Origin of the sequence: Salmonella sp. 2020_1459 (assembly GCF_043847915.1) — a bacterium.
Classification (GTDB): Bacteria; Pseudomonadota; Gammaproteobacteria; order Enterobacterales; family Enterobacteriaceae; genus Salmonella; species Salmonella enterica.
Map to the genome: position 1 here is coordinate 203,949 of NZ_JBCMFA010000006.1, position 24,655 is coordinate 228,603.

Sequence of the window (24,655 nt, forward strand, 5' to 3'; positions counted from 1 at the left end):
AATCCATGACCATTGCCATTACCGACGTCGTCCTGCGCGACGCCCACCAGTCCCTTTTCGCCACCCGCCTGCGCCTTGACGACATGCTGCCGATTGCCGCTCAGCTCGACGACGTGGGCTACGGCTCCCTCGAATGCTGGGGCGGTGCGACCTTTGACGCCTGCATCCGTTTCCTCGGCGAAGACCCGTGGGTCCGCCTGCGCGAGCTCAAAAAGGCCATGCCGAAGACCCCCCTGCAGATGCTGCTGCGCGGCCAGAACCTGCTCGGCTACCGCCACTACGCCGATGACGTGGTGGAACGCTTCGTTGAGCGGGCGGTGAAAAACGGTATGGACGTGTTCCGCGTCTTCGATGCCATGAACGACCCGCGCAATATGAAAGCCGCATTACAGGCGGTGCGCAGCCACGGCGCGCACGCCCAGGGGACCCTGAGTTACACCACCAGCCCGGCGCACACCCTGCAGACCTGGCTGGATTTAACGGAGCAACTGCTGGAAACCGGCGTTGACTCGATTGCCATCAAGGATATGTCCGGCATTCTCACACCGATGGCGGCGTATGAGCTGGTCAGCGAAATCAAAAAACGTTTTGAGGTGCGCCTGCACCTGCACTGTCACGCCACCACCGGGATGGCGGAGATGGCCCTGCTGAAGGCTATCGAGGCGGGCGTCGACGGCGTGGACACGGCGATTTCCTCCATGAGCGCCACCTACGGCCACCCGGCCACCGAAGCGCTGGTGGCGACGTTGGCAGGTACTGAGCACGACACCGGGCTGGATATCCTGAAGCTGGAAAATATCGCCGCGTACTTCCGCGAGGTGCGCAAGAAATATCACGCCTTTGAAGGCCAGCTGAAGGGCTACGACAGCCGCATCCTGGTGGCCCAGGTGCCGGGCGGGATGCTCACCAACCTGGAAGGCCAACTGAAGCAGCAGAACGCGGCGGACAAACTCGACCAGGTGCTGGCGGAAATCCCCCGCGTGCGCGAGGACCTCGGCTTTATTCCGCTGGTCACTCCGACTTCACAGATTGTCGGCACCCAGGCGGTGCTCAACGTCCTGACCGGCGAGCGCTACAAAACCATCGCCAAAGAAACCGCCGGCATTCTGAAGGGCGAATACGGCCACACCCCGGTGCCGGTCAACGCGGCACTGCAGGCCCGCGTGCTGGAAGGGGCTGCCCCGGTGACCTGCCGCCCGGCGGACCTGCTGAAGCCGGAGCTGGCTGAACTGGAAGCGGACGTGAAGCGCCAGGCGCAGGAGAAGGGCATTCAGCTTGCGGAAAACGCCATCGACGACGTGCTCACCGTGGCGCTGTTCCCGCAAATCGGCCTCAAATTCCTTGAGAACCGTAACAACCCGGCGGCGTTTGAGCCGGTGCCGCAGGTGGAAGCCGCGCAGCCGGTGGCAAAAGCAGAGAAGCCTGCCGCCTCCGGTATCTACACCGTGGAAGTGGAAGGCAAAGCCTTTGTGGTGAAGGTCAGCGACGGCGGCGATATCAGCCAGCTGACCGCAGCCGTTCCTGCTGCCTCTTCTGCTCCGGCGACGGCTCCGGCAGGCGCAGGCACCCCGGTCACCGCCCCGCTGGCGGGCAACATCTGGAAGGTGATTGCCGCTGAGGGCCAGACGGTGGCGGAAGGCGATGTGCTGCTGATTCTGGAAGCCATGAAGATGGAAACCGAAATCCGCGCCGCGCAGGCCGGGACGGTACGCGGTATCGCGGTGAAGTCCGGGGACGCGGTCTCCGTCGGCGACACCCTGATGACGCTGGCGTAACGGAGAACTGAAATGGAAAGTCTGAACGCCCTGCTTCAGGGCATGGGGCTGATGCACCTTGGCGCAGGCCAGGCCATCATGCTGCTGGTGAGCCTGCTGCTGCTGTGGCTGGCGATTGCGAAGAAGTTCGAGCCGTTACTGCTGCTGCCAATTGGCTTCGGCGGGCTGCTCTCCAACATCCCGGAAGCGGGTATGGCGCTGACCGCGCTGGAAAGCCTGCTGGCGCATCACGACGCCGGGCAGCTGGCGGTGATTGCCGCGAAGCTTAACTGCGCGCCGGACGTGCACGCCATTAAAGAGGCATTAGCGCTGGCGCTGCCGTCGGTGCAGGGCCAGATGGAGAACCTGGCGGTGGACATGGGCTACACGCCGGGGGTGCTGGCGCTGTTCTACAAAGTGGCGATTGGCTCCGGTGTCGCGCCGCTGGTCATCTTTATGGGCGTGGGCGCGATGACCGACTTCGGCCCGTTGCTGGCCAACCCGCGCACCCTGCTGCTCGGCGCGGCGGCGCAGTTCGGCATCTTCGCCACGGTGCTGGGGGCGCTGACGCTGAACTACTTCGGTCTGATTTCCTTCACCCTGCCGCAGGCGGCGGCGATAGGCATCATCGGCGGCGCGGACGGCCCGACGGCGATTTACCTGTCGGGCAAGCTGGCGCCGGAGCTGCTGGGGGCCATCGCGGTGGCGGCGTACTCGTATATGGCGCTGGTGCCGTTAATCCAGCCGCCGATTATGAAGGCGCTGACCACGGAGACGGAGCGGAAAATCCGCATGGTGCAGCTGCGCACCGTCAGCAAGCGGGAAAAAATCCTCTTCCCGGTGGTGTTGCTCATGCTGGTGGCCCTGCTGTTGCCGGACGCCGCGCCGCTGCTGGGGATGTTCTGCTTTGGCAATCTGATGCGTGAAAGCGGCGTGGTGGAGCGTCTGAGCGACACGGTACAGAACGGGCTGATTAATATCGTCACCATTTTCCTCGGGCTGTCGGTGGGCGCGAAGCTGGTGGCGGACAAGTTCCTGCAGCCGCAGACGCTGGGCATTCTGCTGCTGGGGGTGGTTGCCTTTGGTATCGGGACGGCGGCCGGGGTACTGATGGCGAAGCTGCTGAACCTGTGCAGTAAGAACAAAATCAACCCGCTTATCGGTTCGGCGGGGGTGTCGGCGGTACCGATGGCGGCCAGGGTGTCGAACAAAGTGGGGCTGGAATCAGACCCGCAGAACTTCCTGCTGATGCACGCGATGGGCCCGAACGTGGCGGGGGTTATCGGTTCGGCCATTGCGGCGGGCGTGATGCTCAAGTACGTGCTGGCGATGTAAATCTGTTCCTTTCCCGGAGGCGGCGCGTTGCGCCTGTCCGGGCTACCGGATTGCATGGATCTGTAGCCCGGACAGACGTGCAGCATCGCCTCCGGGAATGTCCCATAAGGAGACTTTGATGAATGAAACCATAGCATTTCGTCCGGAAGGCCGGGCATCGACAAAAGATGTGGTTGTCAATTACACGCTGGCGTCACTGGACGAGCTTGAACAACTGCACCCGGCGCTGAATCTGCTGGCGCACCCGTCAATCGTCCGTGGCAGCCATGATTTCTTTGTCCGTTGTTATGACGCGGGCGTACAGCATGCGCAGGCCGGGGCGGCTGAAACGGTAGCGGTTTTGCCTGATTCGCTGCCACAAGAACGGCAAAGGAGCGGGCTGCTGTGTGCCGCAGCAGGTCGTCTGGATGCCCTGCGCCAGCCGCTGACGCACAATCGTTTATGTGACCTGGCCAGTCAGTTCTGTGCTGGCATGGCAGATGTTGACAGCGAAACCCGCAGCGGTTTTTATACCGTGCGCAGCATATCGCTGCCGGTTTACCGGCGGCTGTTGCGGGATCAACATTCTCACGGTGTCTGCCTGCAGCAGGCTCTGCTGCACCTGCTGGCCTGGAAGAGCGATTCTCCCTGGGCGCGGCAGCAGGCGCAGCGGCTGCTCTGGCAGGGCGGCGTGCTGGGCGATAAAGGTGAGTTTGCGCTTATGACACTGGATGATGAACTGCGGGAGCGCCAGATTGAGTGGCCCGGGCTGTGGTCGCTGCTGGCCGTCACCGGGTTTCTGGCGAAATTCCCTGCCGGGCCGATATTTGCTGACTGAAAAATGAGGACTGCTGACAATTATCTGTTGTGTTGGCATTTCTGCGAGAGGCAGCTAGCGCTTTGCCTGATTTACGAAATGAGAATATCAACAGATTACGTACTTTTTGTAGGTCCGTGGTTGGAACATTGCCACCTGGTTACACGTTGTCAGCAGCCTCAAGCGTGGATGGTTCCACGCTTTTTTTGTCTATGGAAAACCCCCAGCCAGGCCCTGTCTCTTGATCAGGAGGTCTGATCAAGAGACAGGGCTATGCCGGAGGATATTTATTGGAAACCGATGAGATAGCCCACCGTGTCATCAATCGAAATATAAATAAATATATAACGAAATAATTCGGCGCTATAATTCTCCTCTGATTAATAACGTAGCCCGAACTATGACCTGTCAGGACAAATCACTTTTAGCCCCCGCTCTCGCTTCCACGCCCGTCATTCCGCGCTATCGCCAGATCATACGCAAACGGGCCGTGCTCATGTTAGTTATTGCGTTGGCGATGATGGCTTCACTGATGGTGGATGTAACCTGTGGGTCTTCTGGTTTACCGCTCAGTGCGCTGTGGCAGGCGCTTTTCCAGCCGGGAAAGGTGAATGCGGGCATACACGTTATTGTCTGGGATATCCGCTTACCCTATGCCCTGATGGCCCTACTGGTGGGCATGGCGTTAGGGTTAGCGGGCGCCGAAATGCAAACCATTTTAAATAATCCGCTGGCGACGTCGTTTACCCTCGGCGTATCGTCCGCAGCGGCTTTTGGCGCTGCGCTGGCGATTGTGTTGGGGATCGGTATTCCCGGTATTCCTGCCGCCTGGTTTATCCCGGCCAATGCGTTCATCTTTGCGCTTTTATCCGCGTTACTCCTGGACGGTATTACCCGTTGGACAGGCGTCGCCGCATCCGGAGTGGTGTTGTTCGGTATTGCGCTGGTATTCACCTTTAACGCGTTGGTCGCCATTATGCAGTTTGTGGCTGATGAAGATACGCTGCAGGGGCTGGTATTCTGGACGATGGGGAGCCTGGTCCGCGCGTCGTGGGAAAAATTGGGCGTACTGGCCGTGGTGTTTATTGCTGTGCTTTTTTGCGCGTTACGAAGCGCCTGGCAACTCACGGCATTACGTCTGGGCGAAGAGAGGGCGATGAGCTTTGGGATTCATGTCCGCCGTTTACGCCTGCTGTCATTGTTGCGTATCAGCTTGTTATCAGCGCTGGCGGTAGCTTTCGTCGGGCCGATTGGTTTTATTGGTCTCGTTGCGCCGCACATTGCGCGAATACTGTTGGGGGAAGATCACCGTTTCTACCTTCCGGGCAGCGTGCTGATAGGCGGGCTGGTGTTATCGCTGGCCTCTATTGCGGCGAAAAATAGTATTCCGGGCGTCATGGTGCCGGTGGGGATTGTCACCTCGCTGGTCGGGGTTCCGTTCTTTTTAAGCATTGTATTGCGACATCGGGGGAGTCTCTGATGCGCGGGTTAATGCTCCGCTCATTTAGCGCCGGCTATTCCACTCAGCCGGTTATTGCAGATCTCAACGTTCCCTTACTGCCGCGCGGGAAAATTACCATTTTGCTGGGGCCGAACGGCTGTGGTAAATCGACGTTACTACGTTCGCTGGCCGGGCTGAATAACGCCGACGGCGAGGCGCTGCTTGATGGCGAAGATCTCATGTCGTTATCGTTTGCCGAGCGGGCGCAGAAAGTTGTATTTTTGCCGCAGTCATTACCGCAGGGCGTACATCTGCATGTACTGGAGTCGATTATCGTGGTACTGCGGGCATCAGGCGGCAGAGACAATGCGCAGGGCAGAGCGCAGATACTGGCTATCCTTGAGCAATTGGGCATAACGCATCTGGCGTTGCAGTATCTCGACCAGCTTTCCGGCGGTCAGCGGCAGTTAGTGGGTCTGGCGCAATCGCTGATTCGTCGCCCTGAACTTCTGTTGCTGGATGAGCCGCTCAGCGCGCTGGATTTAAACTATCAGTTTCACGTAATGGATCTCGTGCGTCGGGATACCCAGGCGCAAAATAGGGTGACGATAGTCGTGGCGCATGACATTAATATTGCACTGCGTCATGGTGACCATGTCCTGATGCTAAAAGACGGCAGGCTGGTCGCCAGCGGCGCGCCGGAGACGGTGATTACTGCGGAGCGTCTGGCTGAAGTGTACCGGGTACGAGGACGCGTGGAGCGCTGTTCGCAGGGGAAATTGCAGGTGGTGCTGGACGGCGTGATCGCTGTTTAAGACATATTGCCTGATGGCGCTGCGCTTATCCGGCCTACCCATTGCTCGTAGGCCGGATAAGGCAGTTATATCGCCATCCGGCAAAGGTGATTACTTCGCTTTACCCTGATTCGCCACGGCAGCCGCTTTCGCAGCGATCTCGTCAGCGTTGCCCAGATAGTAATGTTTGATCGGCTTGAAGTTTTCGTCGAACTCATACACCAGCGGCACGCCGGTCGGGATGTTTAACTCAAGAATCTCATCTTCACTCATGTTATCCAGGTATTTCACCAGCGCACGCAATGAGTTACCGTGAGCGGCGATGATCACGCGCTCACCGCTCTTCATACGCGGCAGGATGGTGTCGTTCCAGTAAGGAATAACGCGGTCGATGGTCAGCGCCAGACTTTCGGTCAACGGCAGCTCTTTCTCGCTCAGTTTGGCATAACGTGGATCGTGACCCGGATAACGCTCATCATCTTTGGTCAGTTCCGGCGGCGTCACGGCAAAACCGCGGCGCCACTGCTTAACCTGCTCGTCACCATATTTTTCGGCCGTTTCCGCTTTATTCAGCCCCTGCAACGCGCCATAGTGACGTTCATTGAGTTTCCAGGATTTTTCCACCGGCAGCCACGCCTGATCCAGTTCATCCAGTACGTTCCACAGCGTATGGATAGCGCGTTTCAGTACGGAAGTGTAGGCAAAATCAAAGCTGAAACCTTCTTCTTTTAGCAGTTTACCCGCTGCTTTTGCTTCGCTTACGCCTTTTTCAGACAGGTCAACATCATACCAGCCGGTGAAACGGTTCTCTTTGTTCCATTGACTTTCACCGTGACGTACCAGAACCAGCTTAGTTACAGCCATACTCTCACTCCTATAAATCATATGTAATGATAATAATTCTCATTATATTGCCGCGAGGTGTTGGCGGCAATGCTTACGCATAACCATAGCGAAAATAGTGGCGCAGTGTAAGGTTCTTGTGAACTCAGAGTTGCGATTTTGTCTTTAAGTGGTGGAGGTTTGAGCAGGGCAATGGCGCGTAGGCCCGATAAGCTTGCGTCATCGGGCATGTAGCGGCATATCGTTAGAACGGAATAAACTGATACTCGGTCAGGCTGGCGTACTCCTCGCCAGGGCGAAGGATACAGTCAGGCTGCGGCCATTCAGGATGATTCGGACTGTCCGGCAGCAGTTCGCTTTCCAGCGCCAGCCCTTGCCAGTCGGCATAAGGTTCCGGCCCGCGGGAAGGTGTACCCGCCAGATAATTGCCGGAATAAAACTGCAACGCCGGGGCGGTGGTGTAAACCATCATTTGTAGCTTTCCATCCTGTGACCACAGACGGGCCGCCGGCTTTTTGCCATCACCCTGCGTCTGTAGCAGGAAAGCATGATCGTAGCCTTTAACCTTGCGCTGATCGTCATCGGCGAGAAACTCGCTGGCAATGACTTTTGGCATCCGGAAGTCAAACGAGGTATTGGCTACCGATTTTAGCCCCTGGCGTGGAATACCGGATTCATCTACCGGCAGATACTCATCCGCCAGAATTTGCAGCTTATGCTGGCGCACGTCGGTCCGATCGCCGTCCAGATTAAAATAGACGTGGTTGGTCAAATTCACCGGACAGGGCTTATCGACCGTTGCCCGGTAAGTGATGGAGATTCTATTGTCATCGGTCAGACGATATTGCGCCGTGGCGCACAGATGGCCAGGAAAGCCCTGGTCGCCGTCATCAGAGGTGAGCGCGAATAATACCTGGCGATCGTTCTGGTTCACAATTTGCCAGCGGCGCTTGTCAAAGCCTTCCGGTCCGCCGTGTAGCTGGTTCTCGCCCTGGCTTGGGCTTAACTGTACGGTTTCGCCGGCAAACGTATAGCGGCTATTGGCGATACGGTTCGCGTAACGGCCAATAGAGGCGCCGAGGAACGACGTCTGTTCAGGGTAGTGTTCCGGGCTGGCGCAGCCCAGCAATGCTTCCCGAACGCTGCCGTCAGACAGCGGAATACGGGCGGAAAGAAGAGTGGCTCCCCAGTCCATCAGCGTTACCACCATCCCTGCGCTGTTGCGCAGGGTTAGCAGGCGGTACGGTTGACCATCGGGGGCCAGTGCGGGCGTTTCATTTAGCACTGTCCTGCTCCTTGTGACGGTTTGCATACATAAAAGGTTTCTTTGATTCCGGTTTTCGCTTCGTACTGTTGCGCAACGGCCTGCTGCACAGCGGGAACCAGATCTTCCGGGATCAGTGCGACAACACACCCGCCGAAGCCGCCGCCGGTCATGCGCACGCCGCCTTGATCGCCGATGGTCGCTTTGACGATGTCTACCAGCGTGTCTATCTGCGGGACGGTAATTTCGAAATCATCGCGCATTGAGGCATGGGACTCCGCCATCAGTTGGCCCATACGTTGCAAATCACCTTTCTCCAGCGCGCTTGCCGCTTCAACGGTGCGCGCATTTTCGCTCAATACATGGCGAACGCGTTTTGCGACTACCGGGTCCAGTTCGCTGGCGACGGCATTGAACGCCTCAAGGCTGACATCGCGCAGGGCCGGCTGCTGGAAGAAACGGGCGCCGGTTTCGCACTGTTCACGACGGGTATTATACTCGCTGCCTACCAGCGTGCGCTTAAAGTTACTGTTGATGATCACCACGGCGACACCTTTCGGCATGGAAACCGCTTTGGCGCCGAGCGTACGGCAATCAATCAGCAACGCATGATCTTTTTTGCCGAGCGCAGAGATGAGCTGATCCATAATGCCGCAGTTACAGCCGACAAACTGGTTCTCGGCCTCTTGTCCGTTGAGCGCAATTTGCGCGCCGTCCAGCGGCAGGTGATAAAGCTGCTGGAAGACTGTGCCCACCGCCACTTCCAGCGAGGCGGAGGAGCTTAACCCGGCGCCCTGCGGCACATTGCCGCTGATGACCATATCCACGCCGCCAAACGCGTTGTTACGCTGTTGCAGGTGTTTCACTACGCCGCGCACATAGTTTGACCACTGCTGGCTATCGTGGGTCACGATCGGCGCATCCAGTGAAAATTCGTCCACCTGATTGTCGTAATCGGCGGCAATCACCCGTACGGTACGATCGTCGCGCGGCGCACAGCTAATTACGGTCTGGTAATCAATAGCGCAGGGCAGAACAAAACCATCATTGTAATCAGTGTGCTCGCCGATCAGATTGACGCGGCCTGGCGCCTGAATCGTGTGGGTGGCAGGGTAGCCGAAAATTTCAGCAAACAGCGCGCGCGTTTTCTCTTTCAGATTCATTTTTATACTCCGGATTCGCGAAAATGGATGTCGCTGACCGCGCGCAGGCGTTCAGCCGCTTGTTCTGCGGTTAAATCACGCTGGGTTTCCGCCAGCATTTCATAGCCGACCATAAATTTACGGACGGTCGCAGAGCGCAGCAGCGGCGGATAAAAGTGCGCGTGCAACTGCCAGTGTGCGTTTTCTTCACCGTTAAACGGCGCGCCGTGCCAGCCCATTGAGTAGGGGAAGGAACACTGAAACAGGTTGTCATAACGACTGGTCAGCTTTTTCAACGCCAGCGCCAGAGAGTCGCGCTGCTCGTCGCTTAAATCGGTAATGCGCAGGACATGCGTTTTGGGTAACAGTAGCGTTTCGAACGGCCACGCCGCCCAGTAAGGCACCACCGCCAGCCAGTGTTCGGTTTCGACCACGGTGCGGCTGCCGTCCGCCAGTTCTCGCTGGACATAATCCACCAGCATTGGCGAGCGCTGCTCGGCGAAGTAGGCTTTTTGTAAACGATCTTCGCGTTCGGCCTCATTCGGCAGGAAGCTGTTGGCCCAGACCTGGCCATGCGGATGCGGGTTCGAACAGCCCATCGCCGCGCCTTTATTTTCAAAGACCTGCACCCACGGATAGGTTTTGCCTAACTCGGCGGTCTGCGTTTGCCAGGTTCTGACGATTTCCGTCAGCGCGGGCAGGCTCAACTCCGGCAGCGTTTTACTGTGATCGGGAGAAAAACAGATCACGCGGCTGGTGCCGCGCGCGCTCTGACAGCGCATCAGCGGATCGTGGCTGTCCGGCGCATTCGGCGTGTCGGCCATCAGCGCCGCGAAATCGTTAGTAAAGACGTAAGTCCCTTTGTAATCGGGATTTTTATCGCCAGTGACACGCGTATTGCCCGCACACAAGAAGCAGTCCGGGTCGTGGGCCGGCAGCATTTGCTGAGACGGCGTTTCCTGCGCCCCCTGCCAGGGGCGCTTTGCGCGATGCGGCGAAACCAGAACCCACTGGCCGGTAAGCGGGTTATAACGGCGATGCGGATGATCGATGGGATTAAATGGGGTCATAACAACGTCCTTAATCTGGGTATCCCTGCGGATGGCGTGACTGCCAGTGCCAGGTGTCCTGCGCCATTTCGTCAAGCGTGCGGGTGACGCGCCAGTTCAGCTCGCGATCGGCTTTGCTGGCATCCGCCCAATACGCCGGGAGATCGCCGTCGCGACGCGGCGCGAAGTGGTAATTAATGGGTTTACCGCAGGCTTTACTAAAGGCGTTGACCACATCCAGGACGCTACTGCCGACACCCGCGCCGAGGTTATAAATATGTACGCCGGATTTGTCCGCCAGTTTTTCCATTGCCACGACGTGCCCGTCGGCTAAGTCCATAACGTGAATGTAATCGCGTACGCCGGTGCCATCCTCGGTCGGGTAATCATTGCCGAAAACGGCGAGCGATTCGCGACGACCCACGGCGACCTGGGCGATATAGGGCATCAGGTTATTCGGAATACCTTGCGGATCTTCTCCCATGTCGCCCGACGGGTGCGCGCCGACCGGATTGAAATAACGCAGCAGCGCAATACTCCACTCCGGCTGGGCTTTTTGCAGATCGGTGAGGATCTGTTCTACCATCAATTTACTTTTGCCGTAGGGGCTTTGCGGCGTGCCGGTAGGAAAACTTTCGACGTAAGGAATTTTGGGCTGATCGCCATAAACGGTGGCGGAGGAGCTAAAAATAAGGTTTTTAACGTTGGCCGCACGCATGGCGCTGACCAACCGCAGCGTACCGTTGACGTTGTTGTCATAGTACTCCAGCGGCCTGGCGACCGATTCGCCGACGGCTTTCAGGCCGGCAAAGTGAATCACGGTATCAATCGCGTGATCGTGCAGAATTTCGGTTATAAGCGCTTCGTTGCGAATATCGCCTTCGACAAAGGTCGGGTGCTTACCGCCCAGACGTTCAATAACGGGCAGCACGCTGCGCTTGCTGTTGCAGAGGTTATCGAGGATGACGACGTCATGACCATTTTGCAGCAATTGTACGCAGGTATGACTTCCAATGTAACCGTTACCACCTGTAACCAATACTCTCATAATTCGCTCCGTTAAGCCTATGGTATGGAATAACCATAGCATAACAAAGATGCGAAAAGTGTGACATGTAATAAATTAGTGGAATCGTTTACACACTGGTGATTTTACGCATTTATATCAATTAAATGATTACAAATCATCTGGCTTGAGAATGCTTCTGCTTTTTATCCGAAAAAAAGGCGCGTTACGCGCCTGGGAATGAAACGGACGGGGCAGGAGCTGTCAGTCTTTTTTACGCGAGAGTAGCTTCCTGGCGAGCGCCCCGACGGCAACGACGCCGATGGCGGTCACTTTCCAGAACTTAAGCAACGCGATACCGAGCATAGCAAGCAGACCTACTTTCTTGGCCGCGATACCGCCAATCAGCGCGGCGAGCCCATACTCCGCTATTTTGTCCGTTGATTCGTTGAAGTCAGCGTAGCGTTGTCCAGCGTTGAACTTGACGGAACTGAGAATTCTTTTCGCCAGAGGGATTTCATGGTCAACAGAACCTCTGTCGGTCACCAGATTTAAAGAAAAATAGCCTTCACGTCCCAGCAGATAGGTGTTGTAGTTCACGCCTTGTTCATTCAGTGGTTCGTTGGTGCCGATATCCTGGACGGCGGCGGACCAGATCAGACGATGATTGGTTGCATCGTAGGTAGGCTTCTCGATCCAGCCAATAATTTCTATCGGCTCAATGCCTTTTGCAATACGATCTTTATTCGCTTCTTTTGTGCCTTTGCGCAGGTTATCCATTAATTCATCGGCATCCCAGTTTTTTGCATCATCATCTTTTACATAACCAGAATCATCATATTCGATAGAAATAAATCCATTCATTTCCTTTTTAAATACGAGGCCGTAAAAATATTCATCGTCAACATAGTTACCAATTTCACGCATAAATACCGCCGCTTCTTTTGCGGGTATCCAGGTAAATCCTTCCGGCAGATTAAGCGTGGCTTTATCACCTAAACTAATCTTTGTCGGACCCGCAACGGCGGCGCGACTCATGCCTTCAACAGCGACCTCAACGGCGGTTTTACGCGCTTCCTGCGCAGCGGTCGGCTTTTGCTCAGCATAACTGCCGGGGCAAAATAACATGGCTGCCAGTAAAAATAGTATTATTTGTGGAAAACGAAAAGCCATAATGAATCCCTTATATTCACATACGACATCATTGTCGAAAATTTCAGGATTATTATGACAATGAGGCGGTCAGCGATTCAAGAGATAGTAAGCTTATCGACAGTTATTATTATTCTTAATAAAAGGAGAGTGGTTCCAGAATGGCGCGCGGCGCCATTCTGATAATACATTTAATTATTGCATCGTCCGGAAACGTACTTATAACGTTCGCCATCTGGTACAAATTCCAGCCGGTGGGTAATACAGGCAGGCGCATCCTCTGCATGATGGGAAACGAACAGCAGTTGGGTCTCTCCCTGGCGAATTAATACATCTACAAAACGGCGTACCAGTTGGCGGTTCAGCGGGTCCAACCCTTGCAGCGGCTCATCCAGAATCAACACTGTCGGATGTTTAACCAGCGCGCGCACGATCAGCGCCAGCCGCTGCTGTCCCCAGGAGAGACTGTGGAAGGGGGCATCCGCCGTACGCTTATCGATTCCCAGAATATCCAGCCACTGTTGCGCCAGTTTTCGTTGCCTGTCTGAAACGGCCTGGTAAATGCCGATAGAATCGAAATAGCCGGAGAGAATGACATTGCGTACCGTGGTACTGACGCGGTAATCCAGATGTAAACTGCTGCTGACGTAGCCGATATGTTTTTTGATATCCCAGATTGTTTCGCCGCTTCCTCGCCGCCGCCCGAACAGCGTAAGATCGTTGCTGTAGCCTTGCGGATGATCGCCAGTAATAAGGCTAAGCAACGTAGACTTACCCGCTCCGTTAGGACCGACGATCTGCCAGTGTTCGCCCGGATTGACTCGCCAGCTTAGGTGGTGGAGGATAGGGCGATCGTTATACGAGACTACGCCATCGTTAAGTACGATCCGTGGTTCGCCATCGGGTAACGCATGGCGGGCGGAAGGTTCGTCCGGTTCGGGTAATTGTACGTCGGTCAGACGCTCGCTGTGCGCGAGTTGAGCGACCAACGCCCGTTGCAGTAACTCTGTCGTCGTTCCGGTCTCCGCCAGCGTACAGTCGGCAAGCACGCCGGCAAACTGCACGAAGTCCGGGATTTCATCAAAACGGTTGAGTACCAGCGCCAGGGTAATGCCCGCCTGGTTCAACGCCGTCAGGCGTTGCGCCAGTTGTTGACGGGCGGTCACGTCAAGCCCGTCGAACGGTTCATCAAGGATCAATAACTCCGGCTCAGACATCAGCGCCTGACACAGCAGCGCTTTTCGCGTCTCGCCGGTAGAAAGGTATTTAAAACGCCTGTTGAGTAAAGCGGAAATGCCGAACTGCTGCGCCAGCATCGCACAGCGGGCAGGATGGTGAACATCATCCTGAATAATTTCCGCGGTAGTGCGTCCGGTATCGTCTTCGCCAGGACTGAGCATATCGGTGTTATTACGTTGCCATTCATCGCTGACCAGCTTTTGCAATTGTTCAAAGGACAGACGAGTAATGCGGGTAAACTGACACTGGCGCTCGCCTGTTAATAATGGCAGTTCACCCGCCAGCGCGCGGGCGAGCGCCGACTTCCCGCTCCCGTTAGCCCCAACGAATGCCCAGCTATCGCCCGCATTGAGCGTCAGCGAATCCAGATGAAGTGTTTTTGTATCGCTCAGACGAAACGTGCCTTGCGAAATTTGCAACGATGACATTTTGCATCCCATTTTTTGCAGCGATGAATGACAGGGATACGTCTTTCGGCAACGGATGTCAATGTGCTTAGCACAACGTTGCAATAATCACTCTGTCCGCATTAAACCAGGCAATCACGTCATCGTCTTCCTTTAACGTGGCGGCATCTGAAGTCGGTATCGTGGCGCACAGCGTCTGGCCGTCCGGCAGCGCCATCAACACTTCACACTGTTCCGCGCCGCGCTCGATATGGCTGATCGTTCCCGACAACTGATTGTCAGCGGCGCGCGCAACGGCTGCATCCCGGGTAATGCCAACCCACGGCGCTTTTAGCAGGATCAGCACTTCTTTACCTTCCTCCAGGCCGAGACGCTCGCCGCTTTGCGCCGTCAGCGCGACTTTGAGCCGCGTTTTGCCGTCGGCCAGCAGCACGTCGACATGCTGTTGCACCTGATCGCGATCGCGGGCGGTAATGGTGCCGAACCACTGATTTCGGGCGCTGGTTTGCAGTGAAAAGCGGGAGATAGCGGCCAGCAGACTGTCAAGCGGCAGGGCGTCATCGTCGCTTAACACATCGAACGCTTTTTGCTGAATTTGGCCCAGCAAATCGTAAAGCTGGATCAGACGCTGACCATAGCGGGTTAATACCGCGCCGCCGCCGCCTTTGCCGCCCGTTGCGCGTTCAACCAGCATATGTTCGCTAAGCTGGTTCATGTCGTTTATCGCATCCCAGGCGCTCTTATAGCTGATTCCCGCGTCTTTCGCGCCCTGACTAATCGAGCCGGAAAGCGCAATGTGTTTCAGCAGAGAGATACGTCGGGGATCGGCAAAAAGCTTTTGCTGAAGTTTCAGGGTAAGAAGGATTTCGGCCTGCATAACCAGCTCCTGGTAAAAGGACTATTGTGACTGAAAAGCGCGTCAGCGCAAAGCCGACCGCACAAAAGGGGAGTGCTTTTCTGTGTGATGCGGTTAAAATACAAAAAGGACTATATCTGGAGTTGCCCATGTTAGAGTTATTAAAAAGTCTGGTATTCGCCGTCATCATGGTACCGGTAGTGATGGCCATCATCCTCGGTCTGATTTACGGTCTGGGTGAGGTGTTCAACATTTTTTCCGGTATCGGTCAGAAAGACCAGTCCAGACAGAACCGCTGATTTCCCCAAACGCCCGCTCAGTCGGGCGTTTTTGTTACTCAAGATCCTGCTTTTCCTGCCGATATTTTCTGTGTTTAATCGTTAATGGGTATGAATAACCGCTGGGAAACCCCTGAGATTATCGTTATATTGTCGTTTACATAACGAAACGCACAAGGAGTTACAGATGGCGCATTCCTGGTTACGCCTGGTCGCAGGGGCGACATTATCTTTCGTCATCGCTGGTCATGCGCTGGCGGATGAAGGCAAGATCACCGTATTTGCCGCCGCGTCGCTAACGAACGCGATGCAAGACATTGCGGCAGAATATAAAAAAGAGAAAAATGTGGATGTGGTCTCCTCATTCGCCTCCTCTTCAACGCTGGCGCGCCAGATAGAAGCGGGCGCGCCGGCGGATCTGTTCATCTCTGCTGACCAGAAATGGATGGATTACGCAGCCGATAAAAAAGCGGTGGATACCACGACGCGCGAAACATTGCTTGGCAATAGCCTGGTGGTGGTAGCGCCGAAAGCCAGCGAGCAGAAACCGTTTACCATCGACAACAAAACGGACTGGATTCGTCTGCTGAACGGCGGACGTCTGGCGGTGGGCGATCCGCAACACGTACCGGCGGGAATTTATGCCAAAGAAGCGCTGCAAAAGTTGGGCGCATGGCAAACGCTTGAACCGAAACTGGCGCCGGGCGAGGATGTGCGCGGCGCGTTGGCGCTGGTCGAACGTAACGAAGCGCCTTTGGGCATTGTATACGGTTCTGATGCGGTCGCCAGCAAGGGGGTCAACGTGGTGGCTACGTTCCCGGAAGATTCACATAAAAAAGTGGAATACCCCATCGCTATCGTGGAGGGGCATAAAAATGCGACCGTCAGCGCGTTCTATGATTACCTGAAAGGACCGCAGGCCTCGGCAATCTTTAAACGTTATGGATTTACGACGAAGTAATGATACTGACCGATCCAGAATGGCAGGCTGTCCTTCTTAGCCTTAAAGTGTCTTCCCTGGCCGTGCTGTTTAGCCTGCCGTTTGGGATCTTTTTTGCCTGGTTACTGGTGCGATGCCGGTTTCCGGGCAAAGCCTTACTTGATAGCGTCCTGCATCTGCCGCTGGTGCTGCCGCCGGTGGTGGTCGGCTATCTGCTGCTGGTGTCGATGGGGCGACGCGGATTTATTGGCCAGTGGCTGTATGACTGGTTCGGTCTCACGTTTGCCTTTAGCTGGCGCGGCGCCGTGCTGGCGGCGGCGGTGATGTCTTTCCCGCTGATGGTGCGGGCCATTCGGCTGGCGCTGGAGGGGGTGGATATCAAGCTTGAACAGGCCGCCAGAACGCTGGGCGCCGGGCGCTGGCGCGTTTTTCTGACTATCACCTTACCGCTTACCCTGCCGGGCATTATTGTCGGTACGGTGCTGGCGTTTGCCCGTTCGCTTGGCGAATTTGGCGCGACCATTACCTTTGTTTCCAATATTCCGGGCGAAACCCGCACCATACCTTCCGCCATGTATACCTTGATCCAGACGCCTGGCGGGGAGAGCGCGGCGGCGAGGCTGTGCGTGATTTCGATTGTATTAGCGCTGATTTCGCTGTTGATTTCTGAATGGCTGGCGCGGATTAGCCGTGAACGGACGGGGCGCTAACCATGCTGGAGCTTAATTTTTCCCAGACGCTGGGAACGCACTGTTTAACCCTCAACGAAACGCTGCCAGCCAGTGGGATCACGGCTATCTTTGGCGTCTCCGGCGCGGGAAAAACCTCGCTGATTAATGCCATCAGTGGTTTGACTCGCCCGCAAAAAGGACGCATCGCGCTGAATGGCCGGGTGTTGCATGACGCGGAAAACGGTATCTGTTTAACGCCGGAAAAGCGCCGCATCGGTTATGTTTTCCAGGATGCGCGCCTGTTCCCCCATTACAAAGTACGCGGCAATTTGCGCTACGGCATGGCGAAAAGCATGACCGGTCAGTTTGATAAGCTGGTGTCGCTGCTGGGAATTGAAGCGTTGCTTGATCGCCTGCCGGGGAGCCTGTCCGGCGGAGAAAAACAGCGCGTAGCGATAGGCCGGGCATTGCTCACCGCCCCGGAGTTGCTGCTGTTGGACGAACCGTTGGCCTCGCTGGATATCCCGCGTAAACGCGAATTACTGCCGTACCTGCAACGGCTGGCGCGAGAAATCAATATTCCCATGCTGTATGTCAGCCATTCTCTCGATGAAATTCTCCACCTGGCGGATAAAGTCATGGTGCTGGAGGATGGACAGGTTAAAGCGTTTGGCCCGCTGGAGGAGGTCTGGGGAAGCAGCGTTATGCACCCGTGGCTGCCGAAAGAGCAACAGAGCAGTATTCTGAAAGTTAGCGTGCTGGAGCATCACCCGCATTATGCCATGACTGCCCTGGCGCTTGGCGACCAGCACCTGTGGGTAAATAAACTCAATCAGCCGCTGCAATCCACACTGCGTATTCGTATACAGGCGTCGGATGTCTCGCTGGTACTACAGCCGCCGCAGCAGACCAGTATCCGCAACGTATTGCGGGCAAAAGTGGCGAATTGTTATGACGATAACGGGCAGGTGGAAGTCCAGCTTGAGATAGGCGGCAGAACGCTGTGGGCGCGAATAAGCCCGTGGGCCAGGGATGAGCTGAATATCAAGCCTGGCCTGTGGCTTTACGCGCAGGTGAAAAGCGTTTCTATCACCGCCTGACTATAGCAGGTGGGTGTAAATAAATTTGGCGATGCTATCGGTAGTGTTATCGCCGATCACGACGTCAGCGCGCGCTTTCACCGCCTCATCGGCGTTGCCCATCGCAACGCCGGTGCCTGCCGCCTCCAGCATACTGATGTCGTTGTAGTTATCGCCGAAAGCGATCACATTTTTCATTGACCCTCCCTGCGCTTCTATCCACTGGGTAAGGCGCTTGCCTTTACTGTTGCCTTTGCGCGCGATATCCACCTGATCGTGCCATGACCATTCGCACTCCAGGCCAAGCGCCTGTTCAATATGCTGACCGAACCGCTGTAGCCTGGGAATATCTTCATCGGTAAGCGCAAACTTCCACACGGCATTCACGTCGCGCGCCGCCTGCGCTAACGAAGAGACCTGTGTAAAGGTCGGACGTTGCTCCGGCGGCAAGGTCTGCGCCCACCGGGAGGTACGCACGACGTGACCGGTTGGGTGTTCGTAAAGCATAGCGTCATCAACATACATCAGGCCGTGAATCTGATGCTCATCCAGTAAATCAATCAACTGCAACGCCTTATCCACGGGCATAGGATCGGCATCCAGGACAGTTTTAGCTTGATAATCATACAAATAGGTGCCGTTGCAGCAAATAGCAGGTGTTTCCAGCGCCAGCGCCTGATAAAAAGGATGAATAGCAACGTGATGGCGACCAGTGACAATGATAAGTTGAAAGCCCGCCTCTTTGGCGCGTGATAGCGCGTCAAGCGAGGAGGGGAGTAAGGTTTTATGCGGGGTTAATAATGTTCCGTCTAAATCGAGGGCAATCACGCGTGCAGTCATAATTTTTTCCAGATTAAGAGTAATAATTCCGTCTGTCGGCATGGTACACCGGGACGGTAAGCAGACAAAATTCTGCGTCTGAATTCAGCATTCGCCGTCAAAAGCGACTACGTTAAGCTGTGTCCTGTTATTGCAGCTACATGCCATATGCAAAGGAGTATTCATGAAACAAACAGTCTATACCGCCAGCCCTGAGAGTCAGCAAATTCACGTCTGGAGCCTGAACCACGAAGGGACGCTGACGCTGGTGCAGGTCGTGGATGTGCCCGGTCAGGTTCAGCCGATGGTGGTCAGTCCGGATAAACGCTACCTCTATGTCGGCGTGCGCCCGGAGTTTCGTGTCCTGGCGTATCGTATTGCGCCGGATGATGGCGCGCTGACGTTTGCCGCCGAATCCGCCCTGCCGGGTAGCCCGACCCATATTTCTACCGATCATCATGGTCGTTTTGTCTTTGTCGGATCGTATAACGCCGGTAATGTCAGCGTGACGCGCTTACAGGATGGCCTGCCGGTTGAGTTGGTGGATGTGGTGGAAGGGCTGGACGGCTGCCACTCGGCAAATATTACGCCTGATAACCGTACCCTGTGGGTGCCTGCGCTAAAACAGGATCGCATTTGTCTGTTTACGCTAAGCGATGACGGCCATCTGGTGGCCCAGGAGCCGGCGGAAGTAAATACGGTTGAAGGGGCAGGCCCGCGTCATATGGTCTTCCACCCGAATCGACAATATGCGTATTGCGTCAATGAACTGAACAGTTCGGTGGATGTCTGGCAGCTTAAAAATCCGCATGGCGAGATAGAGTGCGTGCAAACGCTGGATATGATGCCCGCCGATTTTTCCGATACCCGCTGGGCGGCGGATATTCATATTACGCCGGATGGACGGCATCTGTATGCCTGTGACCGCACCGCCAGTCTGATTACCGTCTTTAGTGTCTCCGAAGATGGCAGCGTACTGAGCGTTGAAGGCTTCCAGCCGACGGAAGCCCAACCGCGCGGTTTTAATATCGACAATAGCGGAAAATACCTGATTGCTGCGGGTCAAAAATCACATCATATCGCGGTCTATGAAATTACGGGCACTCAGGGGTTGCTGACGGAAAAAGGCCGTTATGCCGTCGGCCAGGGGCCAATGTGGGTTGTGGTGAACGCGTACTAAAGCGCTGTGTGCCGGAGGGCGGCGGGCTGGAGCTCACCAGGGCAGGATGCCTGATTAATTTCGATAAACATCGCTTGCAGTAAAACCACGGGCCGCCACATCTGCTGCGGCGGCCCGTTTATAAGCCTGAACCGGAACGGCGATTACTGCTTAGGTTCCGCCACCACTTTACTGCCTACACCGCGGTTGTTGTATTCCCACATGCGGTTGTAGTTAGTGTCGTTCAGATTACGCTGCACCTCGTCTTTGTCATCCACGGTCCCCGTATTTCCGGCAAACGGACGTTTCGAGATGACCGCGTCGGCCCACGGTTTGGCAACGTTGAAGCCCTCGTTAATCACGCTGTCGCGGATCACGACCTGACCGTTGGTGTTGGCGTCGACATCCAGCGAGCGGCCAAGCTGCGCAACGCCATCGCCGGAGGCGTTAAAGCGGCTGTTGATCGCCAAAAAGCCATAGTAAATATTGGACAGCGTCGCCGGGGCGAAGACGTAGGCTTCCTGCTGTGTGCGGGAGTTGACGACCTGGAAGTTGGTGTTATCGAACACCACGGCGCCGCGTCCGGACACCATATCCACATCGCCTTCAATATAGCTGTTCGTCACCAGCGTACGCGGCTGGCGATCGGTTTGCAGACGGTTCTGCACGCCGCTGTTGGTCACAAAGAAGGTGTTCTGGCGGCCAAGGATATTGACCTTGTTAATCTGGACTTTGTCGCCATCGGTACGCAGCGCCACCGCCGGATGGTTTCCGGCATCGACGCTGTCGCCCAGCGTGTTCTCGATGGTCAGATTTTGTAGCTGCAGACCGTTATTCTGCGACCAGAACGCGGCAGAACACATCACACCGATCGTCGCGGCGTGTTTGCTTTGGCAGTTATCGAACATATACCAGGCGGGTTTACCAGGCATATATTTCCCGCCGGGATTCACCGCGCGGCGCCAGTCAGCGACGCTCATTTCACCATCAATCGCCATCCCAATTTTCACATCGATCGGTTTTTCACCGGTCCCGTACAGGGTCAGACTTCCCGGCGCGGCGGGAACATACACGGTCCCCTGATAGTCGCCCGGCATAATAGCAATGTACTGGCGTTTGTTCGTGCGTTTAACCATTGCCGCATCGACCGCGGCCTGAATCGAGGTGTGCGTAACGCCTGGCGTACCTGCCGGCCCCACCACAAAGTCAGGCTGTGCGGGCAGGGTAATCGGCGACGGCGACCACGGGGCGGTATTCGGCGTCAGGGAGGCAAAATAGCGCGCCGCAACGAAGTTTTTCGCTTCATTTGCCGACAGAATTGGGCGCGAGGCGGTGCCAGGCGCGGTTTGATCGGAAGGGATCTGATCGGGTGGCGTAGAGCTACAGGCGCTCAGCGTCACGCCAAAAGCCAGTGCCAGCGCCAGACGGGAAACCGATAATGTATTCACAGGTTGCTCCGGGCTTGAAAAAGTTAAATGACATCCATTGAAGCCTGCTTTTTTATACTAAGTTGAACGAAACGGGAAGGCGAAAAGGTAAAAAGTTCCTTTTCAGGCTGGAAACACCTGTAGCATCAGATAGTTTTATCACAATTAAGCAACAACTTTCGCGCTTTGAGTTGACAATCCGGAGCAGAAAGAAAATAAATGTCTATACAACTCATGACAGGCAAGAGAGCGACAGGAATGCGGCAACTTTTACCGGGCGATACTGTCTGGCGAAACATCAGGCTGGCGACAATGGACCCGCAGCAGCAAGCCCCGTATGGGCTGGTGGATAACCAGGCGCTGATTGTACGCGAAGGGCATATTTGCGATATCGTGCCAGAGACGCAGCTTCCTGTCAGTGGGGACAATATCCATGATATGCAGGGACGACTGGTAACCCCGGGACTTATCGATTGCCACACGCATCTGGTGTTTGCCGGTAACCGCGCCGCAGAGTGGGAGCAGCGGCTTAACGGCGCGTCATACCAGCATATTAGCGCTCAGGGCGGCGGCATTAACGCGACGGTATCAGCAACCCGCGCCTGTGCGGAGGAGACGCTCTACCTGCTGGCGCGCGAACGCATGATGCGCCTTGCCAGCGAAGGCGTTACGCTGCTGGAGATTAAATCCGGCTATGGTCTGGAGCTGGCGACAGAAGAAAAGCTGTTGCGCGTCGCTGCAAAACTTGCTGCCGAAAACGCTATCGACATTAGCCCCACGCTATTGGCCGCTCATGCTACGCCAGCGGAGTATCGTGACGACCCGGACGGCTACATCACTCTGGTCTGCGAGACGATGATTCCGCAGCTCTGGCAAAAAGGGTTATTTGATGCGGTAGACCTCTTTTGCGAGAGCGTCGGCTTTAATGTGGCCCAGAGTGAGCGCGTGTTGCAGACGGCGAAGGCGTTAGGTATTCCCGTTAAAGGCCATGTTGAGCAGCTTTCGCTGTTGGGCGGCGCGCAGCTGGTGAGTCGTTATCAGGGTTTATCGGCGGATCATATCGAATATCTTGATGAAGCGGGCGTCGCGGCGATGCGTGACGGCGGTACTGTCGGCGTATTATTGCCCGGCGCGTTTTATTTTCTGCGCGAGACGCAGCGCCCGCCGGTAGAACTGCTGCGCCGCTATCAGGTGCCTGTCGCCGTCGCCAGCGATTTCAATCCCGGCACCAGCCCGTTTTGCAGTTTGCATCTGGCGATGAATATGGCCTGCGTACAGTTTGGTCTGACGCCGGAAGAGGCATGGGCGGGCGTTACGCGCCATGCCGCACGCGCGCTGGGAAGACAGGCGACGCATGGGCAGCTCAGGGCCGGCTACCGGGCGGATTTTGTGGTGTGGGATGCTGAACAGCCGGTAGAGATTGTGTATGAGCCGGGGCGTAACCCTTTATATCAGCGGGTATACAGAGGACAAATCTCATGACGCAATGGTATCCGGCTTCTCCGGCGCTCTGGCAGGGGCGCGATGACAGTCTAGAAGCGCCGGATGCGCAGCGTCTGTTTCAGACCGTCACGCGCAGCGAGACTTTTGCCCCCGAAAACTGGCAGCAAAAGATCGCGTTAATGGGATTTGCCTGCGACGAGGGGGTAAAACGCAATGCAGGGCGTCCCGGCGCGGCAGGCGGCCCGGACGCGTTGCGTAAAGCGCTGGCGAATATGGCCAGCCACCAGGGACATGAACGGCTAGTGGATTTAGGCAATTGGGTTGCGCCGACGCCCGATCTGGAAGGCGCGCAGCAGGCCTTGCGCGATGCGGTAAGCCGCTGCCTGCGGGCCGGGATGCGCACGCTGGTGCTGGGCGGCGGGCATGAAACCGCATTTGGACACGGCGCGGGGGTGCTGGACGCGTTTGCGCAGGAAAGCGTAGGGATCATTAATCTTGATGCGCATCTGGATCTCCGTCAGACCGACCAGGCAACATCCGGGACGCCGTTTCGTCAACTGGCGCAGCTATGCGCCGCGCAGAGCCGCGCGTTTCATTATGCCTGTTTCGGCGTGAGCCGTGCGGCGAATACGCAGGCGTTGTGGCGGGAAGCGCAGTGGCGGAATGTTACCGTGGTGGAGGATCTTGACTGCCATGACGCGCTGGCGCAGATGACGCAGTTTATCGACAAGGTGGATAAAATTTATCTGACTATCGATCTCGACGTATTGCCTGTCTGGGAAATGCCGGCCGTCTCCGCGCCCGCAGCGCTGGGCGTGCCGCTGATACAGGTTCTGCGTTTAATTGAGCCGGTTTGCCGCAGCGGAAAATTACAGGCGGCGGATCTGGTTGAATTTAATCCACGCTTTGATGAAGATGGCGCAGCGGCGCGCGTGGCGGCGCGGCTTGGCTGGCAAATCGCGCACTGGTGGCGTTAATCTGTCATCCGGAAAACATTATCCGCATAAGGAAGGCTTCACGCATGTATTCATCCCGCTCCCGTTCTGCGCCTGCGCCTTTTTACGAAACGGTGAAACAGGACATCTGTAAAAAAATAGCCGGCGGCGTCTGGCAGCCGCACGATCGCATTCCGTCGGAAGCTGAACTGGTCGCCCAGTATGGCTTTAGCCGAATGACCATCAACCGGGCGCTGCGTGAGCTGACGGATGAAGGGTGGCTGGTGCGTTTACAGGGCGTGGGGACGTTTGTCGCCGAACCAAAAGGCCAGTCCGCGCTGTTTGAAGTCCGCAGTATCGCCGAGGAGATTGCCGCCCGCCGTCATCAGCATCGTTGTGAGGTGCTTACACTGGAGCGTGTGCGGGCAAACGCCATCCAGGCCAGCGCTCTCAACGTCAATGAGAGCGATGTCATTTTCCATTCCATCATGGTGCATTATGAAAACGATCTGCCGGTACAAATTGAAGATCGCTGCGTGAATGCGGATATTGCCGTGGATTACCTGACGCAGGATTACCGTCAGACCACGCCGCACGCTTATTTGTCGCGGATCGCGCCGCTAACGGAAGGGGAACATATTGTGGAGGCGGTGCGCGCCACGGCGCAAGAGTGTGCGTGGTTAACTATCAAAGAGCATGAGCCTTGTCTGCTCATTCGTCGTACGACTTGGTCCGCGTCGCGGATTGTTTCTCACGCCCGTTTACTTTTCCCCGGGTCGCGCTACCGGCTACAGGGACGATTTATCTCCTGAGCGGGCCGCTGCCG

General features: G+C 56.2%; 23 protein-coding genes. 13 read left to right on the top strand and 10 right to left on the bottom strand.

Features of this window, described 5'->3' with window-relative positions; translation table 11 throughout:
* Positions 1-5 precede the first annotated feature (5 nt).
* The 5 genes from oadA to ACH0VJ_RS16595 all read left to right on the top strand — a co-directional run bounded on the left by oadA (position 6) and on the right by ACH0VJ_RS16595 (position 6,141).
* Positions 6-1,775, top strand: a complete 1,770-nt coding sequence (gene oadA / locus ACH0VJ_RS16575; RefSeq protein WP_000150497.1) for a sodium-extruding oxaloacetate decarboxylase subunit alpha — start codon at positions 6-8, stop codon at positions 1,773-1,775.
* 12 nt (positions 1,776-1,787) lie between these two features.
* Positions 1,788-3,089 (top strand): oxalacetate decarboxylase subunit beta, encoded by a 1,302-nt coding sequence (locus tag ACH0VJ_RS16580; protein ID WP_023196495.1) that lies wholly within the window; start codon positions 1,788-1,790, stop codon positions 3,087-3,089.
* A 118-nt stretch (positions 3,090-3,207) separates the two neighbouring features.
* Positions 3,208-3,906: a triphosphoribosyl-dephospho-CoA synthase gene (locus ACH0VJ_RS16585; RefSeq protein ID WP_001005993.1), complete on the top strand. Its 699-nt coding sequence runs from the start codon at positions 3,208-3,210 to the stop codon at positions 3,904-3,906.
* A gap of 379 nt (positions 3,907-4,285) precedes the next feature.
* Positions 4,286-5,365: an iron ABC transporter permease gene (locus ACH0VJ_RS16590; RefSeq protein ID WP_000128333.1), complete on the top strand. Its 1,080-nt coding sequence runs from the start codon at positions 4,286-4,288 to the stop codon at positions 5,363-5,365.
* Positions 5,365-6,141: an ABC transporter ATP-binding protein gene (locus ACH0VJ_RS16595; protein ID WP_001214710.1), complete on the top strand. Its 777-nt coding sequence runs from the start codon at positions 5,365-5,367 to the stop codon at positions 6,139-6,141. Before ACH0VJ_RS16590 ends, ACH0VJ_RS16595 begins: the two co-directional genes overlap by 1 nt.
* Positions 6,142-6,231: 90 nt before the next feature.
* Here the strand turns inward: ACH0VJ_RS16595 and gpmA are convergent, their stop codons facing one another.
* The 8 genes from gpmA to modE form a co-directional block, all read right to left on the bottom strand.
* Positions 6,232-6,984: a 2,3-diphosphoglycerate-dependent phosphoglycerate mutase gene (gene gpmA / locus ACH0VJ_RS16600; RefSeq protein WP_000301554.1), complete on the bottom strand. Its 753-nt coding sequence runs from the start codon at positions 6,982-6,984 to the stop codon at positions 6,232-6,234.
* Positions 6,985-7,207: 223 nt separating this feature from the next.
* Positions 7,208-8,248: a galactose-1-epimerase gene (gene galM / locus ACH0VJ_RS16605; RefSeq protein ID WP_000931428.1), complete on the bottom strand. Its 1,041-nt coding sequence runs from the start codon at positions 8,246-8,248 to the stop codon at positions 7,208-7,210.
* Positions 8,242-9,390, bottom strand: a complete 1,149-nt coding sequence (galK, locus tag ACH0VJ_RS16610; protein WP_001049364.1) for a galactokinase — start codon at positions 9,388-9,390, stop codon at positions 8,242-8,244. Before galK ends, galM begins: the two co-directional genes overlap by 7 nt.
* A gap of 2 nt (positions 9,391-9,392) precedes the next feature.
* Positions 9,393-10,439, bottom strand: coding sequence for a galactose-1-phosphate uridylyltransferase (gene galT, locus ACH0VJ_RS16615; protein WP_000187478.1), 1,047 nt, complete (start codon positions 10,437-10,439; stop codon positions 9,393-9,395).
* Positions 10,440-10,449: 10 nt separating this feature from the next.
* Positions 10,450-11,466, bottom strand: a complete 1,017-nt coding sequence (galE, locus tag ACH0VJ_RS16620; protein ID WP_001265426.1) for a UDP-glucose 4-epimerase GalE — start codon at positions 11,464-11,466, stop codon at positions 10,450-10,452.
* 222 nt (positions 11,467-11,688) lie between these two features.
* The gene (locus ACH0VJ_RS16625; RefSeq protein ID WP_000885521.1) at positions 11,689-12,597 is read right to left on the bottom strand and encodes a DUF2167 domain-containing protein; all 909 of its coding nucleotides are present in this window, start codon (positions 12,595-12,597) and stop codon (positions 11,689-11,691) included.
* Between the two features lie 170 nt (positions 12,598-12,767).
* Positions 12,768-14,243, bottom strand: coding sequence for a molybdate ABC transporter ATP-binding protein ModF (gene modF, locus ACH0VJ_RS16630; protein ID WP_000096920.1), 1,476 nt, complete (start codon positions 14,241-14,243; stop codon positions 12,768-12,770).
* Between the two features lie 67 nt (positions 14,244-14,310).
* The gene (modE, locus tag ACH0VJ_RS16635) at positions 14,311-15,099 is read right to left on the bottom strand and encodes a molybdenum-dependent transcriptional regulator (RefSeq protein WP_001147417.1); all 789 of its coding nucleotides are present in this window, start codon (positions 15,097-15,099) and stop codon (positions 14,311-14,313) included.
* A gap of 128 nt (positions 15,100-15,227) precedes the next feature.
* Between modE and ACH0VJ_RS16640 the strand changes: the two genes are divergently transcribed.
* The 4 genes from ACH0VJ_RS16640 (at position 15,228) to modC (ending at position 18,067) form a co-directional block, all read left to right on the top strand.
* The gene (locus ACH0VJ_RS16640; protein WP_000891513.1) at positions 15,228-15,377 is read left to right on the top strand and encodes an AcrZ family multidrug efflux pump-associated protein; all 150 of its coding nucleotides are present in this window, start codon (positions 15,228-15,230) and stop codon (positions 15,375-15,377) included.
* 166 nt (positions 15,378-15,543) lie between these two features.
* Positions 15,544-16,317, top strand: coding sequence for a molybdate ABC transporter substrate-binding protein (modA, locus tag ACH0VJ_RS16645; RefSeq protein ID WP_000951416.1), 774 nt, complete (start codon positions 15,544-15,546; stop codon positions 16,315-16,317).
* On the top strand, positions 16,317-17,006 hold the full coding sequence (gene modB, locus ACH0VJ_RS16650) for a molybdate ABC transporter permease subunit (RefSeq protein WP_000604026.1): 690 nt from the start codon (positions 16,317-16,319) through the stop codon (positions 17,004-17,006). Before modA ends, modB begins: the two co-directional genes overlap by 1 nt.
* Positions 17,007-17,008: 2 nt before the next feature.
* Positions 17,009-18,067 carry a molybdenum ABC transporter ATP-binding protein ModC gene (gene modC, locus ACH0VJ_RS16655; protein WP_000891710.1) on the top strand — a complete coding sequence of 353 codons (1,059 nt, stop codon included), beginning with the start codon at positions 17,009-17,011 and terminating at the stop codon, positions 18,065-18,067.
* On the opposite strand, the gene ACH0VJ_RS16660 is transcribed toward modC, so the two are convergent.
* The gene (locus ACH0VJ_RS16660; RefSeq protein WP_023196373.1) at positions 18,068-18,886 is read right to left on the bottom strand and encodes a pyridoxal phosphatase; all 819 of its coding nucleotides are present in this window, start codon (positions 18,884-18,886) and stop codon (positions 18,068-18,070) included.
* A gap of 163 nt (positions 18,887-19,049) precedes the next feature.
* On the opposite strand from ACH0VJ_RS16660, the gene pgl reads away from it, so the two are divergent.
* Complete coding sequence (gene pgl / locus ACH0VJ_RS16665; protein ID WP_000815468.1) at positions 19,050-20,045, top strand: 6-phosphogluconolactonase; 996 nt, start codon at positions 19,050-19,052, stop codon at positions 20,043-20,045.
* Between the two features lie 143 nt (positions 20,046-20,188).
* Here pgl and ACH0VJ_RS16670 read toward each other — a convergent pair whose 3' ends face one another.
* On the bottom strand, positions 20,189-21,472 hold the full coding sequence (locus tag ACH0VJ_RS16670; RefSeq protein WP_001094776.1) for a putative acyl-CoA thioester hydrolase: 1,284 nt from the start codon (positions 21,470-21,472) through the stop codon (positions 20,189-20,191).
* Between the two features lie 237 nt (positions 21,473-21,709).
* Between ACH0VJ_RS16670 and hutI the strand changes: the two genes are divergently transcribed.
* The 3 genes from hutI to ACH0VJ_RS16685 are packed head-to-tail and all read left to right on the top strand — an operon-like array spanning position 21,710 to position 24,641.
* The gene (hutI, locus tag ACH0VJ_RS16675; RefSeq protein ID WP_001249474.1) at positions 21,710-22,933 is read left to right on the top strand and encodes an imidazolonepropionase; all 1,224 of its coding nucleotides are present in this window, start codon (positions 21,710-21,712) and stop codon (positions 22,931-22,933) included.
* Positions 22,930-23,871 (top strand): formimidoylglutamase, encoded by a 942-nt coding sequence (hutG, locus tag ACH0VJ_RS16680; protein ID WP_000195699.1) that lies wholly within the window; start codon positions 22,930-22,932, stop codon positions 23,869-23,871. The genes hutI and hutG overlap by 4 nt, the downstream gene beginning before the upstream one ends.
* Before the next feature lie 44 nt (positions 23,872-23,915).
* On the top strand, positions 23,916-24,641 hold the full coding sequence (locus ACH0VJ_RS16685; RefSeq protein WP_000287413.1) for a histidine utilization repressor: 726 nt from the start codon (positions 23,916-23,918) through the stop codon (positions 24,639-24,641).
* Positions 24,642-24,655 lie beyond the last annotated feature (14 nt).

What these genes read in the sequence shown, in the direction of transcription:
- ACH0VJ_RS16625 (WP_000885521.1), bottom strand. Translation starts at nt 12,597, where the DNA reads ATGGCTTTTCGTTTTCCACAAATAATACTATTTTTACTGGCAGCCATG.
- ACH0VJ_RS16640 (WP_000891513.1), top strand. Translation starts at nt 15,228, where the DNA reads ATGTTAGAGTTATTAAAAAGTCTGGTATTCGCCGTCATCATGGTACCG.
- ACH0VJ_RS16590 (WP_000128333.1), top strand. Translation starts at nt 4,286, where the DNA reads ATGACCTGTCAGGACAAATCACTTTTAGCCCCCGCTCTCGCTTCCACG.
- hutI (WP_001249474.1), top strand. Translation starts at nt 21,710, where the DNA reads ATGCGGCAACTTTTACCGGGCGATACTGTCTGGCGAAACATCAGGCTG.
- modA (WP_000951416.1), top strand. Translation starts at nt 15,544, where the DNA reads ATGGCGCATTCCTGGTTACGCCTGGTCGCAGGGGCGACATTATCTTTC.
- modF (WP_000096920.1), bottom strand. Translation starts at nt 14,243, where the DNA reads ATGTCATCGTTGCAAATTTCGCAAGGCACGTTTCGTCTGAGCGATACA.
- oadA (WP_000150497.1), top strand. Translation starts at nt 6, where the DNA reads ATGACCATTGCCATTACCGACGTCGTCCTGCGCGACGCCCACCAGTCC.
- ACH0VJ_RS16580 (WP_023196495.1), top strand. Translation starts at nt 1,788, where the DNA reads ATGGAAAGTCTGAACGCCCTGCTTCAGGGCATGGGGCTGATGCACCTT.
- ACH0VJ_RS16595 (WP_001214710.1), top strand. Translation starts at nt 5,365, where the DNA reads ATGCGCGGGTTAATGCTCCGCTCATTTAGCGCCGGCTATTCCACTCAG.
- galK (WP_001049364.1), bottom strand. Translation starts at nt 9,390, where the DNA reads ATGAATCTGAAAGAGAAAACGCGCGCGCTGTTTGCTGAAATTTTCGGC.
- galT (WP_000187478.1), bottom strand. Translation starts at nt 10,439, where the DNA reads ATGACCCCATTTAATCCCATCGATCATCCGCATCGCCGTTATAACCCG.
- modE (WP_001147417.1), bottom strand. Translation starts at nt 15,099, where the DNA reads ATGCAGGCCGAAATCCTTCTTACCCTGAAACTTCAGCAAAAGCTTTTT.
- pgl (WP_000815468.1), top strand. Translation starts at nt 19,050, where the DNA reads ATGAAACAAACAGTCTATACCGCCAGCCCTGAGAGTCAGCAAATTCAC.
- hutG (WP_000195699.1), top strand. Translation starts at nt 22,930, where the DNA reads ATGACGCAATGGTATCCGGCTTCTCCGGCGCTCTGGCAGGGGCGCGAT.
- modB (WP_000604026.1), top strand. Translation starts at nt 16,317, where the DNA reads ATGATACTGACCGATCCAGAATGGCAGGCTGTCCTTCTTAGCCTTAAA.
- modC (WP_000891710.1), top strand. Translation starts at nt 17,009, where the DNA reads ATGCTGGAGCTTAATTTTTCCCAGACGCTGGGAACGCACTGTTTAACC.
- galE (WP_001265426.1), bottom strand. Translation starts at nt 11,466, where the DNA reads ATGAGAGTATTGGTTACAGGTGGTAACGGTTACATTGGAAGTCATACC.
- ACH0VJ_RS16685 (WP_000287413.1), top strand. Translation starts at nt 23,916, where the DNA reads ATGTATTCATCCCGCTCCCGTTCTGCGCCTGCGCCTTTTTACGAAACG.
- ACH0VJ_RS16660 (WP_023196373.1), bottom strand. Translation starts at nt 18,886, where the DNA reads ATGACTGCACGCGTGATTGCCCTCGATTTAGACGGAACATTATTAACC.
- ACH0VJ_RS16585 (WP_001005993.1), top strand. Translation starts at nt 3,208, where the DNA reads ATGAATGAAACCATAGCATTTCGTCCGGAAGGCCGGGCATCGACAAAA.
- gpmA (WP_000301554.1), bottom strand. Translation starts at nt 6,984, where the DNA reads ATGGCTGTAACTAAGCTGGTTCTGGTACGTCACGGTGAAAGTCAATGG.